The following is a 15,908-nucleotide window of genomic DNA, read 5'->3' as shown; positions in this document are numbered from 1 at the left end:
ACCCCGGCTTGGGCATGGGTGGTTTACGACACTTGGCCTGGTATTTGGGCCTGGTATTGTCGTAATGTCGTCGCAAAAACTGGCAAGACTTGCGGGCATATGACAGCTGGAGGCAGCCGCTCATGGGCAGCAAGATCCGCCGCAAGGGTCGATTTTTCCATACATTGAAAATCGGGGGCGTTCTCGCGCCGCTTCTCAGCCTTTCGGCATGTTGGGACGAGCAACCCGCCATGCCTCCTGACGCACCGGGTGTCTCCCGACCGGAGGAGTATTCATTTGGTTCTGCGACTCAGGCCCAGGACTGGCAGGCCACCAGAAAGGTGCTGGGTCAACTGGAAGGGCGGTTTGGAGAGAAGTCCATGCGTATCCTGGCGCGCAATCTCGACAGCGCCACCGACCCGCAGACCATAAAGGCTTACTATGCCGAACGCCTTACTCACCAAGCCGACTGGGCAGAGATGCCGGTCAGCACCTTTGCCGACAGGGCATGGGCATTCGCTTTTGTCAGCCCGAATGGAAAGCATGTTTTAGCAGTCGAGGCGCTCAACGCATCGGAAAGTGCGGGAGGGATCGTACCGCTCAATATCCTGACGAACCTCGACGAGGACAAAGGTTCGACGCAGTGAGATCATTTCACCAACCGCAAATATAATGTTTTCGCCTTAAGCCTTCTTCTCCCACCGCCCTTCCGGCGTCTGCTGCCAATAGGTGAGGTTATGCCCCTCGCCTTTCAGCTTCTTCCACTGCGCACGGGCCGCCTCCAACTGCTCCTGGTCATGACCGTCGAACATGAAGACGATGCGCTGATAGGCATCGATCGGCGGCGGCTCGGCGCCGTCGATGATGAAACGCACGGTCGCCGCATTGGCATTGTCCGATGTCACCGTCAAAAGCACCGGCTGGCTTTCGGCGAAATCACTCTCGTCGGTGCCGTGCGGCAGGAAGCTTTCCTCGCGGAACGTCCAGAGATGCTGATCGAGAGCATCGCGCCGCGCCGGCTCACGCGTCTGGACGGCAACGCGCCAGCCGCGCTCGACGCTTTTGTCGATCAGCGGCGGCAGCGCGTCTTCCAGCCTGGTTTCGGTCAGATGATAAAAGAGAACGTCGGTCATCAGGCTTCATAATGGGCGCGAACGAGCTCGTCGAGCAGACGCACGCCGAAACCGGAACCCCAGGACTGGTTGATCTCATCCTGCGGCGAGCCCATCGCCGTACCGGCGATATCGAGATGCGCCCAAGGCGTGTCCTGCACGAAACGCTTGAGGAAATGCGCCGCGGTGATCGAGCCGGCCTGTCGGCCGCCGCTGTTCTTCATGTCGGCGAACTTGCTGTCGATCAGCTTGTCGTAGTCCTTGCCGAGCGGCATGCGCCAGAGCTTCTCGTTCGTGGAAAGGCCGGCCGCCGTCAGCTGGGCGGAAAGCTGGTCGTCATTGGAGAACAGGCCGGCATGCACATTGCCGAGCGCTACGACGATTGCGCCGGTCAGCGTGGCGAGATTGATCATGAACCGCGGATTGAAACGATCGTTGCAGTACCAGAGGGCATCGCAGAGCACGAGGCGGCCTTCGGCATCGGTATTGATCACCTCGATCGTCTGGCCGGACATCGAGGTGACGATGTCGCCCGGGCGCTGGGCGTTGCCGTCGGGCATGTTCTCGACCAGGCCAATGATGCCGATGGCATTGACGGCGGCGTTGCGGGAGGCGAGCACATGCATGAGGCCGGTGACGGCTGCAGCACCGCCCATGTCGCCCTTCATATCCTCCATGCCCGCGGCCGGCTTGATCGAAATGCCGCCGGTATCGAAAACGACCCCCTTGCCAATGAAGGCGATGGGGCGATCCTTGCCCTTGCCGCCCTTCCACTGCATGACCGCCAGGCGCGGCGGACGCACGGAGCCCTGAGCGACGCCGAGAAGGGCGCCCATGCCGAGACGGCGCATCTCCTTCTCGGTCAGGATTTCCACTTCGACGCCGAGCTTTTCCAGCTCCTTCGCCTTGGCGGCGAACTCGACGGGGCCGAGCACGTTCGGCGGTTCGTTGACGAGGTCGCGGGCAAGATTGACGCCGCCGGCGATCGCTTCGGAATCGGCAAACGCCTTCTTGGCAGCAGCCGGATCGGCGGTGACGATCGTCACCTTGACCGACTTTGCCGGCTTCTCCTCGTCGTCGCCCTTCTTCGTCTTGTAGGTATCGAAGCTATAGGCGCGCAGCAGCATGCCGAGGGCGAAATCGGCGGCTTCGCGCGCGCTGGTCTCGAGGGCAGGCACGTCGATGAAGACGGCGGCCTTGTCGGTATTCTTGATTCTCGCCGCCGCAGTACCGCCGGCCTTCAACCAGTCATGGGTGGTGAGGCCGGCCTTGCCAAGCCCGATGACGACGATGCGCTCGACGGACGCGCCTTCCGGGGCGACAATGTCGAGCGCGCTCATGGATTTCGCGGAGAATCGGGCGATCCTGGCAGCCTTGGCGATCACGCCGGCCGGATCGACTGTTTCGGCGCCCGCAGGACTGTCGGCGTCTATGGTCTTCAACAAGATCGCCAGGCCACCATTGAGCTTTGCCGACTTTGAGAATGAAATTTCGAACTTTGCTGACATGTCTTCTCCGCTGGGATTCTTGAAATCCGTCCCTGGCGGATAATTTCGCGTTTGGCGGGTCTGTCAATGGCTGGCGACAATTGTTATGGTCCCCCGCGGCCATCACGGCCCTCCTGTTTTCGTCAGTTTCGTAGATATTCGCGTTGACAATTTTTCCGAAAAATCCACGGCGGGGCCTCGCGATCCGCCTGCCGAAAACGACTTTCGGTGCCTTCATGCTGCTGTTCTGGACGTGGTGGGCGCTGCTTGCCGTCTTTCGCGCCTTCCCCGGGATAGACATCTATTTTTCCCAGCTTTTTTTCGTGAGTGCAGATTGCGATACGACTGCCGCCGCCGGCAGCATCTGCGGCGGCTTTCCCTACCGCGACGTCACGACCTTCGACCTGCTGCGTACCGTCTTCTTCCGCCTGCCCTATGTCGTGGCGATCGTGATGCTGTGGAAACTCATCGAATGCTACCAGCAGCATGGCGCGACCTTCAACGCCGAGCGGGCGAACAAGCTGAAAGTCGCGCTCGGAACGCTGCTGATCGGGCCGGTGCTGCTCGTCAATGTGATCCTGAAGGAACATTGGGGCCGGCCGCGGCCGATACAGACGGACATTTTCGGCGGTGCGCTGCATTTCGTCGAGGCCGGTTCGCTTGCCGGAAAATGCGTTTCGAACTGCTCGTTCATCTCAGGCGAGGCAGCGAGCGCCGGCTGGCTTTTCTGCCTTCTGCTCTTCGTTCCGAAATCCCTGCGTTATGCACTGGCGGCACCCGTGGCGGCGATCTCGATCTTCACACCGGCGATGCGGCTATCCTTCGGCGCGCACTACCTCTCCGACGTCGTTCTCGGGTGGCTTTCGTCGCTTGTCGTCTTCGCCGCGTTGCTGGCGTTAACTGAGTCGCAACAGCATCAAAAAAATTCTGAAATTTGAATGAATTTTTGACACCAGCTTGTCGCAAAAGCACGACAAAGAGCGTAGAGGGATTCTCCTGCAAAGCCGTTTGGGCGTGCAGGTGCTTTCAAGGGCAGGCATGAAACTACTCGAGACATACATATTGCGGCGCGTCGGCCAGATGTTTCTCGTGGCGCTCCTGCCCGTTCTGGCGATCATTTGGACGACACAGGTTCTGCAGCGCATCAACCTGGTGACCGACAGCGGCCAGTCGATCGGCTCGTTCGCCAAGCTCGCGACGATGATCCTGCCGTCGATCATTCCTGTTGTCCTGCCCTTCGCCCTTGTCATCGCGATCACCCAGACGCTGACGACGATGAACAATGATTCCGAGCTCACCGTCATCGACGCCGCCGGAGCCAGGCGCAGCGTGCTGACCCGCCCGATCCTGCTGCTTGCGGCCGTCGTCAGCGTGTTTTCCTTCTTCGTCGACAACGTCGTCGAGCCGCGCGCAAAAACCGTCGTGCGCCAGATGATCGCCGAGACCTATGCCGACCTCCTCTCTTCGGTGATCGAAGAAAAGACCTTCCGCAAGCTTGATGAAGGCCTTTATGTGCAGATCTCGAAGCGGATGGCCGGCCGCATGCTGAAGGGCCTGTTCGTCGCCGACGAGCGCGACCCGGCCTACGAACTGATCTATTATGCGAAGGAAGGCGCCGTCGACGATACGGGCACGACGCTGATCATGCATGAAGGCGAAGTGCACCGCAAAACGCCTGATGGCAACGTCTCGGTGATCAATTTCGATTCCTATTCCTTCGACCTCTCCGACATGACCGAGAATCGCGGCCAGGCGACGCTGCGCGCCAGCGACCGCGACCTGTGGTTCCTGCTCAATCCGGATCCGGCCGACAAGGACTATACGATCCGGCCGCAGAGCTATCGCGCCGAACTGCATCGCCGGCTGACGGACTGGATTCTGCCGGTCGTCTTTGCCCTGTTTTCCCTGGCGATCGCCGGCGATGCGCGCTCGCACCGCGAAGCGCGGCTGCATCCGATGGTGAGCGCGCTCGCCTATGCCTTCGCGCTCAGATGGGCGGCCTTCTACGCGGCCAATCAGATCGACACCGATCCTGAATATATCGCCGTCCTCTACGCCATCCCGATCGTCAGCAGCATCATCTCGATCGTCTTCCTCGGCCTGCACAAGCGACTGGCCATGCCGTCGTTCGTTCGGGACCGGATGTCGTCTTTCTGGAGACGGATGCAGGAAAGGCTGCTTGCGCTTACCGGCAGGACCGGCAGGGATGCGACCCAATGATGTTCGGGACATTGTCGCGTTATTTCTTTCGCCGCTACCTGGTGACGATGGGCTGGTTCCTGATCGGCGTCTCGGCGATTTCTTTCCTCCTCGATTTCAGCGAGACGGCGGGCCGCATGTCCGGCCTGCCCGGCTACACGATCGGCGGCGGCATCCTGATGACCGCCGTGCGCCTGCCGCTCATCCTGCAGCAGACCGTCCCGTTCATCGCGCTGTTCGTCGGTATGACGGTGCTGATCGGGCTCAACCGCAAATATGAGCTCGTCGTCACGCGCGCCGCCGGCATTTCGGTCTGGCAGTTCATGTTCCCCTTCATTGCCGGCTCGCTGCTGCTCGGCCTGCTCACCATGACGGCGCTCAACCCGCTTGCCGCCTGGGGACAGCGACAGGCGCTGCTCGTCGAATCCGACTGGCGCGGCGAGAACGCAGTTCTGCGCAAGGCGCCGCAGATTCCGTGGCTGCGCCAGATCAGCGGCCGGGACGATGTCATCATCGGCGCCCAGACGGTTCAGGAGAACGGAACCAAGCTGATCGACGCCGTGCTGATCCATTTCGATTCAAGCGGTCAGGTCATTCTGAGACAGGACGCCGCGACGGCAAAATTGGAAGATGGTTACTGGCAACTTAACAACGTTGTCGAGCGCAAGCCTGGCGAAATCCCTGTGCGTAAAGCTTCGGTTCAACTTCGCACCAATCTGAAACAGGACTTCGTCCAGGAGCGGCTGACGGCGCCGGAAACAATTGGTTTCTTTGACCTTTCCAACCGCATTGCCGCGGCCAAATCCTTCGGCATCTCCACCAAGGCGCTGGAGACGCAATTCAACTCCCTGTTGTCCCAGCCATTGCTGCTGGTGGCCATGACTTTCATTGCTGCAACAGTGTCCCTAAAATTTAGCCGGTTCAACCAATCCCGCTCCGTGATTCTGGGTGGCATCCTTTCGGGCTTCATGCTTTATGTCATCACCGTGCTTGTAAAGGCATTCGGAAGCAGTGGAGTCGTGCCTCCCTTCGTGGCGACGTGGATACCGGTGGTCGTCGCGCTGGCCTTGGGTGCGACTATTCTGCTTCATCAGGAGGACGGCTAGTGGCGGCAGGCGACCGCAAGTATTTTAGTAAACAGTTGGTTGCCCTGCTTGTCGGTGCGGCTTTATGTTCCTATTTCGGCAGCGTCCCGGCCTCCTACGGTCAGGCCAGCGCGCCCGAACAAAATATAGAGAAGAAGATTCCCGAAGGCGCGAAGCTGCTGCTTTCGGCCAATGAACTCGTCTATAACCGTGACGCCGACCTGGTGTCGGCGGTCGGCGGCGTGCAGATCAACTACGGCGGCTATAAAATGGTCGCGCAGAAGGTCGAGTACAATCAGAAGACCGGCCGGATGATGGCGCTCGGCAATGTCGAGCTCGTCAGCCCGGACGGCAACCGCATCTATGCCGACAACCTTGACGTGACCGACAATTTTGCCGACGGGTTCCTGAACTCGTTGCGCATCGAGACATCAGACAATACCCGCATCGTTGCCGAATCCGGCCAGCGCGTCGGCGGCACGATGATGATTCTCAACAAGGGCGTCTACACCGCCTGCCTTCCCTGCGCCGAAGATCCGAAGCGCGCGCCCTTCTGGCAGGTCAAGGCCCAGCGGGTGATCCAGAACGGCGAGACGCATACGATCCGTCTGGAGAGAGCGCGCTTCGAGCTGCTCGGCCATCCGATCGCCTTCCTGCCGTTCATCGAGGTTCCCGACAATACGGTGAAGCGCAAGTCCGGCTTTCTCTTCCCGACGATGAGCCTCTCGCAGAATCTCGGCTTCGGTCTTTCCATTCCTTATTATTACGTGATCTCGCCGAGCATGGACGCGACGGTCACCACCACCGGCTACACCGCCCAGGGCTTCCTCGTCGAAGGCGAATTCCGCCAGCGCTTCGAAAATGGCACGCATATCCTGCGCGTCGCCGGCATCGACCAGGCAAAGCCGGACAATTTCAGCTCAGGCACCAGCGATGCCGAAGCCAGCCGGCGCGGCATGGTGGCGTCGAAGGCCGAATTCCGCATCAATCCGCGCTGGACGTTCGGCTGGGACGTCATGATGCAGAGCGACAACAACTTCTCGAAGACCTACAAGCTGCGCGGTCTGAGCGGCACGGATCGCACCAACCAGATCTACCTGACGGGGCTTGGGAAACGCAATTATTTCGACATGCGGGCGTTCTATTTCGACGTCCAGGATGCCGATCGGACCAACACGGCCGAAAAACAGCAGGCGATCGTCTATCCCGCGATGGACTATCACTATGTGGCGCCGCAGCCGCTTGCAGGCGGCGAACTGTCGGCTGACGTCAACCTGACGAATATTTCGCGCACCCATGACGACTTCTATACCGTCGACGGATTCGACCGCTTCCGCGGCCTGAAGGGCCAGACGTCGCGGCTGACCGGCGAGCTGCAGTGGAAGCGCACCTATGTCACGCCGACCGGCCTGGTCATCACGCCGCTGCTGGCTGCGCGCGGCGACGCCTTCGCGCTGAACATGGACGATCCCACAGGCTACACCGGCAACTATATCGACGGCAATTCCGCCACCCGCTCGATGTTCACGGCCGGGCTGGAGATGCGTTATCCGATCCTGATGACGACGGATAACAGCACCCATATCCTCGAGCCGATCGCTCAGATCTATGCCCGCCCCGACGAGCAGCTCGCAGGCCGCCTGCCAAACGAGGATGCGCAGAGCTTCGTCTTCGACGCCACCTCGCTGTTCGACCGCGACAAATTCTCGGGCTACGACCGCGTCGAAGGCGGTACGCGTGCCAATCTCGGCGTCCAGTATACCGGTACGTTCGATAGTGGTTACAAGCTGCACGGCATCTTCGGCCAATCCTACCAGATCGCCGGCCAGAACTCGTTTGCCACCGATGACCTCGTCAATGTCGGCGCCGATTCCGGCCTCGAAACCACGCGCTCCGACTATGTCGGCCTCGGCGGCATCGAGACACCCTACGGCGTTTCCGTGACGGCCTCCTACCGCCTCGACGAGAAGGATTTCGAGTTCCGCCGCGGCGACCTGACGACGGCTTACCAGAACGACACCTTCTCCTCGCAGGTGACCTTCACCCATCTCAGCGCCCAGCCGGAATACGGCTTCGACGAGGACAAGGACGAGGTCCAGACGAACGGCAAGGTCAAATTCAAGGATTACTGGTCGATCTTCGGCGGCATCGCCTGGGATCTGAACAATGATGTGATCAGCCGCCGGACGCTTGGCCTCTCCTATGACGACGAATGCACGATCTTCACGATCGCCTATACAGACAGCAGGGATTCCGACGACGAGACGGCAAGCGACTGGACGATCGGCGCACGGCTGACCTTCCGCACGCTCGGCGACATCAAGATCGGCTCCGACACCCTGGAGTAACGGGCGGGCGGCGCGAACATGGCCTGAAGCCATTCTTTCGCCGTAAGCCTGTGCAGGACATTGCCGCCAGTCGATATCTGAGGCATAGGGGTTTCGCGCCGTGACGGAAGCGATTTCCGCGTGTCTCGCACTGTGGTAAGAACGCCGCGAACAAGGTCTCGCGACGCTATCGGGAGGTCAGCAGATGATTGACGCGAAAAAAGCTATAACGACGTTCCTCGCCGGGGCGGCACTTGCCTTGCTGACCGGTGTTGCCGCGCCAGCGCTTGCGGCAAGCGAGGTCAAGGCCGTGGTGAACGGCACTGCCATCACCAGCGGCGATGTCGCCAAGCGCCAGGCCTTCCTGCGCCTGCAGCATACGAAGGCCGATGCCAAGGCTGCCGAGGAGCAATTGATCGACGAGGCGCTCAAGCGGCAAGAGGTCGCCCGCGTCCATATGTCGGTTTCGCAGCAGGACGTCGACGCGTCTTTCGCCCGCTTTTCCAGCGGCAACAAGCTTTCCGTCGAGCAGATGTCGCAGATCCTCGATCGCGCCGGCGTCGGCGTCGACCATTTCAAGGGCTTCATCGCCGTGCAGATGAGCTGGCCGCGGGTCGTCAACGCGCGCTACGGTTCAACCTCGCGGCTGTCGAACTATGACCTCGTCTCGCGCATGATGCAGAATAACAAGCAGAAGCCGGTGACGACCGAATATATGCTGCAGCAGATCATCTTCGTCATCCCGCAGGCCAAGCGCAACGCCATCACCGGCAAGCGTAAGGGTGAGGCCGAGGCGTCGCGCTCGAAGTTTCCGGGCTGCGATCAGGCAAAGGTCTTTGCCGCGACGATGCGCGACGTTTCCGTGCGCGATCTCGGCCGCATGCTCGCCCCCGAGATCCCGCCGGATTGGAAGCCGCTGGTCGAGCAGGCCAAGGGCAATACGACAGGCACCCGCGTCACCGACAAGGGCGTCGAATACCTGGCAATTTGCAGCCAGCGCCAGGTCTCCGACGACCAGGCGGCCGAAATGGTCTTCCGCCAGGAAGATCTTGGCAAGTCCAAGGCCGACAAGGACGCCAGCCCGGAAAACGAGAACAGCAAGAAGTACCTGGATGAACTGCGCAAGAAGGCGCAGATCGCCTATCGCTGACCGACGATGACGATACCGTTTTCGCGACCGCTTGCGCTGAGCCAGGGCGACCCCGCCGGCATCGGGCCGGATATTACCCTGATGGCCTGGCTGCGGCGGCGCGAACTCGGGCTGCCGCCTTTCTTCCTGATCGGCGATCCCGGCGTATTGGCGTTGAGAGCGCGCCAGCTCAACCTGGCGGTTTCGATCCGCGAGACCGATAGAGCCAGCGAAGCCGCCGGCATGTTTGCCGACGCGCTGCCGGTCATGACCGTGCCTGTCGGCATCGAAGTGGTGGCCGGCGAGCCGCATGCGGCAACGGCGAAGGGCACGATCGCGGCGATCGAGAAAGCCGTGTCGCTCGTCATCAGCGGCGAGGCGCTGGCGGTCGTCACCAACCCGATCGCCAAGGCCGTGCTCTACGAAGCAGGTTTCCGCTTTCCCGGCCATACCGAGTTTCTCGCCGATCGCGCCGCCAGGGCGACCGGCAAGCCGGTGACGCCTGTCATGATGCTGGCAGGGCCGAAGCTCCGGGCCATTCCGGTCACCATCCACATTCCGATCCGGGACGTGCCGCAGGCGCTGACGCGCGAGTTGATCGTAGAGACCTGCCGGATCGCCCATGAAGACCTGAGGCAGCGCTTCGGCATCGCGGCGCCGCGGCTGGCTGTCGCCGGCCTCAACCCGCATGCCGGCGAAGACGGAACGATCGGCAAGGAGGACGAGGATATCATCCGCCCGGCGATCGAACACCTGCGCGACGAAGGCATCGATGCGATCGGCCCCCTGCCCGCCGACACGATGTTCCATGACGAAGCGCGGGCGCGATATGACGTCGCGATCTGCATGTATCACGATCAGGCGCTGATCCCGGCCAAGGCCCTCGGTTTCGACGACAGCGTCAATGTGACGCTCGGGCTTCCCTTCGTGCGCACCTCACCGGATCACGGCACCGCCTTCGGCATTGCCGGCAAGGGGCTGGCGCGCGAGCAGAGCCTCGTTGCGGCGCTGAAGCTCGCCGCCCAGCTCGGCCGCAGCGCGGAAAGCCGCCGCTGATGGCACTCGATGGTCTGCCGCCGCTTCGAGACGTCATCCAGCGTCACGGCCTCGATGCGCGAAAGGCGCTCGGGCAGAACTTCCTGCTCGACCTCAACCTCACGCAGAAGATCGCCCGTACGGCCGGCGCCCTTCAAGAGGCGACGGTCTTCGAGGTCGGCCCCGGCCCCGGCGGGCTGACGCGGGCGATCCTGGCGCTCGGCGCCCGGAAGGTCATCGCCATCGAGCGCGACGCCCGCTGCCTGCCGGCGCTTGCCGAGATCGCCGATCACTATCCCGGCCGGCTGGAGGTGATCGAAGGCGATGCGCTGAAGACGGATTTCGAAACATTGGCCCCGGAAGGCCCGATCAAGATCATTGCCAACCTGCCCTACAATGTCGGCACGCAGCTCTTGGTCAACTGGCTGCTGCCGAAAGCCTGGCCGCCCTTCTGGCAATCGCTGACGCTGATGTTTCAGAAGGAAGTCGGCGAGCGTATCGTCGCCAACGAAGACGACGACCATTACGGCCGCCTCGGCGTGCTCTGCGGCTGGCGGACGGAGGCGCGCATGGCCTTCGACGTGCCGCCGCAAGCCTTCACGCCGCCGCCGAAGGTAACCTCAACGGTGGTGCATCTGACGCCCCGGGAAAACCCGATCCCCTGCACTGTCGCCAATCTGGAAAAGGTGACGCAAGCCGCTTTCGGCCAGCGCCGCAAGATGCTGCGCCAGAGCCTGAAACCGCTTGGGGGCGAGCGCCTGCTCGTCAAGGCCGGGATCGATCCGGCGCGGCGGGCCGAAACCCTCTCCGTCGAGGAATTCTGCCTACTCGCAAACAGCCTCTAAAGCTTCGGCGTCTCTTCCAGCAATTCACGGACGAAATCGAACATGCCATGGCGGCGGTCGCGGCGCAGGCGTTCGGCCTTGACGATCGACTGAACGGCGTCGAAGGCAGTGTCGAGGTCGTCGTTGACGATGACATAGTCATATTCGCGCCAGTGGGCGATTTCGGCGCGGCTGTTGGCGAGGCGCGTCTGGATGACCTCTTCGGAATCCTCGGCGCGGCGGTGCAGCCGCGACTGCAGTTCGGTCATGGTCGGCGGCAGCACGAAGATCGAGACCACATCGGCCGACATCTTCTCCTGCAATTGCTGGGCGCCCTGCCAGTCGATATCGAAGAGCATGTCGCGGCCTTCGGCCATGGCCTGCTCCACAGGCTCGCGCGGCGTGCCATAGAAATTGCCGTGCACCTCGGCCCATTCGAGCAGCGCATCGCTGTCACGCAGCCGCTCGAATTCGCGCACGCTCTTGAAGAGGTAATGCACACCCTCGACCTCGCTTGGGCGGCGCGGGCGCGTGGTAACGCTGACGGAAAGGCCGATATTCTTGTCGATCCCCAGCAGCGTGCGCGCAATGGTGGACTTGCCGGCGCCTGACGGCGACGAGATGACAAGCATCAGACCGCGGCGGGCGATCTGCACGGGCGAGGATTTCGCCGGTTTCATGTCTTACTCCAAATTCTGGACCTGCTCGCGGAACTGGTCGATCACGACTTTCAACTCGATGCCGGCAGCGGTGACCGCCGAGGCATTCGACTTCGAGCAGATGGTATTCGATTCGCGGTTAAATTCCTGTGCAAGGAAGTCCAGCCGGCGGCCGGCCGGGCCATCCTTCACCAAGAGATCGCGCGCTGCGGCGACATGCGCCTTCAGACGATCGATTTCCTCACGCAGATCCGCCTTGGTCGCCAGCAATGCGGCTTCGGCATGCAGCCTGTCGCGGTCGAGCGCGGCCATGCCGTCCATCAACATGGCGACCTGCGCGGTAAGCCGCGCAGCGATCTCCTGCGGCGAACGTGAGGGATCGGCCTCGATCGCCCGTGTCAGGCCTTCGATCGTCGTGACATGGTCGAACAGAATGCGGGTCAGCGCCGCCCCTTCCTGTTCCCGCATCGCTCTGAGATCGGAAAGCGCGGCCAGCAGGCCGGCAGCAATCTCGGCGTCACGGGCGGCGAGCGCCTCCTCGCCATCCTCGCTTTCGCGGAATTCGACGATGCCGCGTACCAGCAGCAGCGTATCGAGCTTCAGCGGCGACGGATCGATGATACCGTCCAATTGCCCGCGCATGGCAAGCACGGCGGCGAGCGCCTGCCTGTTCAGCACCGCCTCGAAGCGGTTCTCGTCGGCGGTGACGGATAGCGAGGCCTGCAGGTTGCCGCGGCTGAAGCTTTCGCCGGCGAGGCGGCGGACCTCTGTCTCCATGCGTTCGAGGCCGGGCGGCAGCCGCAGCCGCAGGTCAAGCCCCTTGCCGTTGACCGAGCGCAACTCCCATGCCCAGCGCCAGCGGCCGCTCGTTCCCTCGCGCCGCGCAAAACCGGTCATGGACTGCAAAGCCATGCGAGCCTCCAGAAACTATCAGTTGATCTTCTTTTTCTTCGGCGGCACGACGGTCGCGCCGCTATCGGCCGGCTGCTCTTCCGGCTGGCCGTCGACTGCGATGTTCGGGTCCGAGCCCTTGTCGGCCTCGAGCTTGCGCCAGCGCTTGACGTTGGCGTTGTGCTCCTCGAGCGTGGCGGCGAAAACATGGCCACCAGTGCCGTCGGCGACGAAATAGAGATCCTGCGTCTTCCAGGGATTGGCGACGGCTTCGAGCGCATCCTTGCCGGGATTGGCGATCGGCGTCGGCGGCAGACCCTTGATGACATAGGTGTTGAATGGCGTGTCGCGCTTCAGGTCCGACTGGTAGATCGGCCGGTCGGCCGGTTTACCGTCGCCGCCGAAGAGACCGTAGATGATCGTCGGATCGGACTGCAGGCGCATGCCCTTGCCGAGCCGGTTGAGGAAAACGGAAGCGACATGGGCGCGTTCGTCGGCAACGCCGGTTTCCTTTTCGACGATCGAGGCGAGTGTGACGAATTCTTCCTTGGAGCGCAGCGGCAGCGAGGAGTCGCGCTTGTCCCAGATCTGATCGACGATTTTCTGCTGGGCCGCCGCCATCTGCTGGATGATTTCCGAGCGCTTGGTGCCGCGCGAGAACTTGTAGGTATCCGGGCGCAGGCTGCCCTCGGCCGGAAGGGCGGCCGGCAGATCGCCCTCCAGCACCTTATCCTCCAGCATCCGGTTGAACATCTGGCGGACTGTCAGGCCTTCAGGGAAGGAAACGGAATAGAGAATGGATTTGCCCGATTTCAGAAGCTCCATGATATCGCTCATGGAGGCTCCAGCCTTGATCTCGTATTCACCGGCCTTCAGGCTCTCGCCGGCAGAAAGATGCGTTGCCGTGAGATAGCGGAAGATGCGGGCATCGCTGATGATCGCGTTGCGCTCGAGGTTCGAGGCGATTTCGGCGAGACCGGCGCCATTGCGGATGATGAAATTGGTGTTGGTCTGCAGCGGGCCGGGGTTCCGATAGGTCGATGTGGCATAATAGAAGCCGATGATGGCGACGACGCAGACCAGAACCGCCATGGTCATGATGAAGTTCAGGAAAAGAACGACCTGGCCGCGGGCTTTCTTGGAGCGTTTCGGCGGCTCCGGAACGCGCTCCGGACGCAGGGCTTCGCTCGGCGACTTCGGGATGATCGGTCCCTTCTGCGCCTGCCGGTCGTTCTCGCCCTGCGAGGTATCGTTGCTCTGGTTCGTCGTATCGCTCACCGGCAATCCTCTAAAACTTGACCCTCACTTCGCTATTTCGCGAAGCAATGCGGCAAAAGCAGGTTCTGCCGCCGTTCAACGGCGCCGTTGCCGGTCGTTATGCTCCCGCAACGCCGTTGCCGGTCGTTATGCTCCCGCACGCTCTGCTACGCAACAGAGAGAACCGGCCGTTGCAGCGTAAGGGACACCCGATACGCCGCGCGCAGGACTCTTATTGCGCGTAACGGCGCAGGACGAGCGACGCATTCGTGCCGCCGAAGCCAAACGAATTGGACAGCGCCACATTGATTTCTCGCTCACGCGCCTTGTGCGGAACAAGATCGATCGCCGTCTCACGCTCGGGATTGTCGAGATTGAGCGTCGGCGGTGCGACATTGTCGCGGATGGCGAGCGTGGCGAAGATCGCCTCGATCGCACCGGCAGCACCGAGAAGGTGTCCGGTCGCCGACTTGGTCGAGGACATGGAGATCTTCGACGCCGCATTGCCGACCAGCCGCTCGACGGCGCCGAGTTCGATCGTGTCGGCCATGGTCGAGGTGCCATGGGCGTTGATGTAGTCGATATCGGCCGGTGTCAGCCCGGCGCGCTTCAGCGCCATCGCCATGCAGCGGCCGGCGCCCTCGCCGTCTTCGGACGGCGCGGTGATGTGATAGGCATCGCCCGACAGGCCGTAGCCGACGATTTCGGCATAGATCCTGGCGCCACGGGCCAGGGCGTGTTCCAGTTCCTCGAGCACGACGATGCCGGCGCCCTCGCCCATGACGAAGCCGTCGCGGTCGCGGTCATAGGGGCGCGAAGCCTTCTGCGGGTCGTCATTGTGCTGGGTCGACAGCGCCTTGCAGGCGGCAAAGCCGGCGAGCGAAATGCGGCTGACGGGAGATTCCGTGCCGCCGGCGACCATGACGTCGGCATCACCCAGCGCGATCAGCCGCGCGGCATCGCCGATCGCATGCGCGCCCGTCGAGCAGGCGGTGACGACCGAATGATTGGGTCCGCGCAGCTTGTGGCGGATCGAGACCTGGCCGGAGACGAGATTGATCAGGCGGCCGGGAATGAAGAAGGGAGAAATGCGGCGCGGGCCCTTGTCGCGCAGGGTGTAACCTGCCTCGACGATGCCTTCGATGCCGCCGATGCCGGAGCCGATCAGCACGCCGGTGGCGATCTGCTCCTCATCGGTCTCGGGATGCCAGCCGGCATCGGCAAGCGCCATGTCGGCGGCGGCCATGCCGTAGATGATGAAGGGGTCGACCTTGCGCTGCTCTTTCGGCTCCATCCACTGATCGACATTGAAGGTGCCGTCGGTGCCGTCGCCGACGGGAATACGGCAGGCGATCTTGGCGGGAAGGTCGTCGACCTCGAATTCGGTGACCAGACGGGCGCCGTTCTGGCCGGCAAGCAGCCGGGACCACGTCACCTCGGTTCCGCATCCTAAGGGTGATACCATACCGGTACCGGTGATGACGACACGTCTCATCGCGTGCTTTCCCCCGTCTCTTATGTTCTATGGAGAAATATGCCGAAAAGAAAAGGGCGGACTCCAGGCCCGCCCTTTCTCAAAATTACAGGATCAGGCCTGGGCCTTCTCGATAAACTTCACGGCATCGCCGACCGTCAGGATCGAGTCGGCAGCGTCGTCGGGAATTTCGACGCCGAATTCTTCTTCGAAGGCCATGACAAGTTCGACCGTGTCGAGCGAGTCGGCGCCCAGATCGTCGATAAAGCTGGCGCTCTCGACGACCTTGTCGGCATCGACGCCAAGATGATCAATAACAATTTTCTTTACGCGTTCTGCGATATCGCTCATGTCGGTTTCCTCGACCTTATGTCCTGATCGGAATGCCGTTGCGGCACCCCTACCCTGTTTCAGCCTGCGATGTTTTCAGACATCCTCGGCAAACTCGTT

15 protein-coding genes are annotated in these 15,908 nt (G+C 62.0%); 8 read left to right on the top strand and 7 right to left on the bottom strand.

Annotated elements, in window-relative coordinates; all coding sequences use genetic code 11:
• Window positions 1-122: 122 nt before the first annotated feature.
• Window positions 123-626 (top strand): hypothetical protein, encoded by a 504-nt coding sequence (locus CO667_RS06090; RefSeq protein WP_097617542.1) that lies wholly within the window; start codon window positions 123-125, stop codon window positions 624-626.
• A 36-nt stretch (window positions 627-662) separates the two neighbouring features.
• Here CO667_RS06090 and CO667_RS06085 read toward each other — a convergent pair whose 3' ends face one another.
• Window positions 663-1,112 carry a DNA polymerase III subunit chi gene (locus CO667_RS06085; protein ID WP_097617541.1) on the bottom strand — a complete coding sequence of 150 codons (450 nt, stop codon included), beginning with the start codon at window positions 1,110-1,112 and terminating at the stop codon, window positions 663-665.
• On the bottom strand, window positions 1,112-2,599 hold the full coding sequence (locus CO667_RS06080; protein WP_097617540.1) for a leucyl aminopeptidase: 1,488 nt from the start codon (window positions 2,597-2,599) through the stop codon (window positions 1,112-1,114). Before CO667_RS06080 ends, CO667_RS06085 begins: the two co-directional genes overlap by 1 nt.
• 143 nt (window positions 2,600-2,742) lie before the next feature.
• On the opposite strand from CO667_RS06080, the gene CO667_RS06075 reads away from it, so the two are divergent.
• The 7 genes from CO667_RS06075 (at window position 2,743) to rsmA (ending at window position 11,198) form a co-directional block, all read left to right on the top strand.
• Complete coding sequence (locus CO667_RS06075) at window positions 2,743-3,516, top strand: phosphatase PAP2 family protein (RefSeq protein ID WP_097617539.1); 774 nt, start codon at window positions 2,743-2,745, stop codon at window positions 3,514-3,516.
• 100 nt (window positions 3,517-3,616) lie between these two features.
• A complete protein-coding gene (lptF, locus tag CO667_RS06070; protein ID WP_097617706.1) occupies window positions 3,617-4,798 on the top strand; it encodes an LPS export ABC transporter permease LptF in 1,182 nt (393 codons plus the stop codon).
• Entirely contained in the window at window positions 4,795-5,883 is a 1,089-nt protein-coding gene (gene lptG / locus CO667_RS06065) for an LPS export ABC transporter permease LptG (protein WP_097617538.1), read from the top strand. The genes lptF and lptG overlap by 4 nt, the downstream gene beginning before the upstream one ends.
• Window positions 5,883-8,210, top strand: a complete 2,328-nt coding sequence (locus CO667_RS06060) for an LPS-assembly protein LptD (protein WP_097617537.1) — start codon at window positions 5,883-5,885, stop codon at window positions 8,208-8,210. The genes lptG and CO667_RS06060 overlap by 1 nt, the downstream gene beginning before the upstream one ends.
• A gap of 184 nt (window positions 8,211-8,394) precedes the next feature.
• The gene (locus CO667_RS06055) at window positions 8,395-9,339 is read left to right on the top strand and encodes a peptidylprolyl isomerase (RefSeq protein WP_097617536.1); all 945 of its coding nucleotides are present in this window, start codon (window positions 8,395-8,397) and stop codon (window positions 9,337-9,339) included.
• Between the two features lie 6 nt (window positions 9,340-9,345).
• Entirely contained in the window at window positions 9,346-10,374 is a 1,029-nt protein-coding gene (pdxA, locus tag CO667_RS06050) for a 4-hydroxythreonine-4-phosphate dehydrogenase PdxA (RefSeq protein WP_097617535.1), read from the top strand.
• Window positions 10,371-11,198 (top strand): 16S rRNA (adenine(1518)-N(6)/adenine(1519)-N(6))-dimethyltransferase RsmA, encoded by an 828-nt coding sequence (gene rsmA, locus CO667_RS06045; RefSeq protein ID WP_097617534.1) that lies wholly within the window; start codon window positions 10,371-10,373, stop codon window positions 11,196-11,198. Before pdxA ends, rsmA begins: the two co-directional genes overlap by 4 nt.
• On the opposite strand, the gene gmk is transcribed toward rsmA, so the two are convergent.
• The 5 genes from gmk to CO667_RS06020 form a co-directional block, all read right to left on the bottom strand.
• On the bottom strand, window positions 11,195-11,857 hold the full coding sequence (gene gmk, locus CO667_RS06040) for a guanylate kinase (protein ID WP_097617533.1): 663 nt from the start codon (window positions 11,855-11,857) through the stop codon (window positions 11,195-11,197). The two genes, rsmA and gmk, sit on opposite strands and share 4 nt — an antisense overlap.
• A 3-nt stretch (window positions 11,858-11,860) precedes the next feature.
• Window positions 11,861-12,748 carry a YicC/YloC family endoribonuclease gene (locus tag CO667_RS06035; RefSeq protein WP_097617532.1) on the bottom strand — a complete coding sequence of 296 codons (888 nt, stop codon included), beginning with the start codon at window positions 12,746-12,748 and terminating at the stop codon, window positions 11,861-11,863.
• A gap of 18 nt (window positions 12,749-12,766) precedes the next feature.
• On the bottom strand, window positions 12,767-14,005 hold the full coding sequence (gene mltG / locus CO667_RS06030) for an endolytic transglycosylase MltG (RefSeq protein WP_097617705.1): 1,239 nt from the start codon (window positions 14,003-14,005) through the stop codon (window positions 12,767-12,769).
• 211 nt (window positions 14,006-14,216) lie between these two features.
• Window positions 14,217-15,479 carry a beta-ketoacyl-ACP synthase II gene (fabF, locus tag CO667_RS06025; RefSeq protein ID WP_097617531.1) on the bottom strand — a complete coding sequence of 421 codons (1,263 nt, stop codon included), beginning with the start codon at window positions 15,477-15,479 and terminating at the stop codon, window positions 14,217-14,219.
• 93 nt (window positions 15,480-15,572) lie between these two features.
• Window positions 15,573-15,809 carry an acyl carrier protein gene (locus CO667_RS06020; RefSeq protein ID WP_003547058.1) on the bottom strand — a complete coding sequence of 79 codons (237 nt, stop codon included), beginning with the start codon at window positions 15,807-15,809 and terminating at the stop codon, window positions 15,573-15,575.
• Window positions 15,810-15,908 lie beyond the last annotated feature (99 nt).

This window comes from Rhizobium sp. L43, from assembly GCF_002531725.1.
Taxonomy (GTDB): Bacteria; Pseudomonadota; Alphaproteobacteria; order Rhizobiales; family Rhizobiaceae; genus Rhizobium.
The sequence above is the reverse complement of the archived record's forward strand: the minus strand, read 5'-3'. Positions and strand labels throughout refer to the sequence as shown.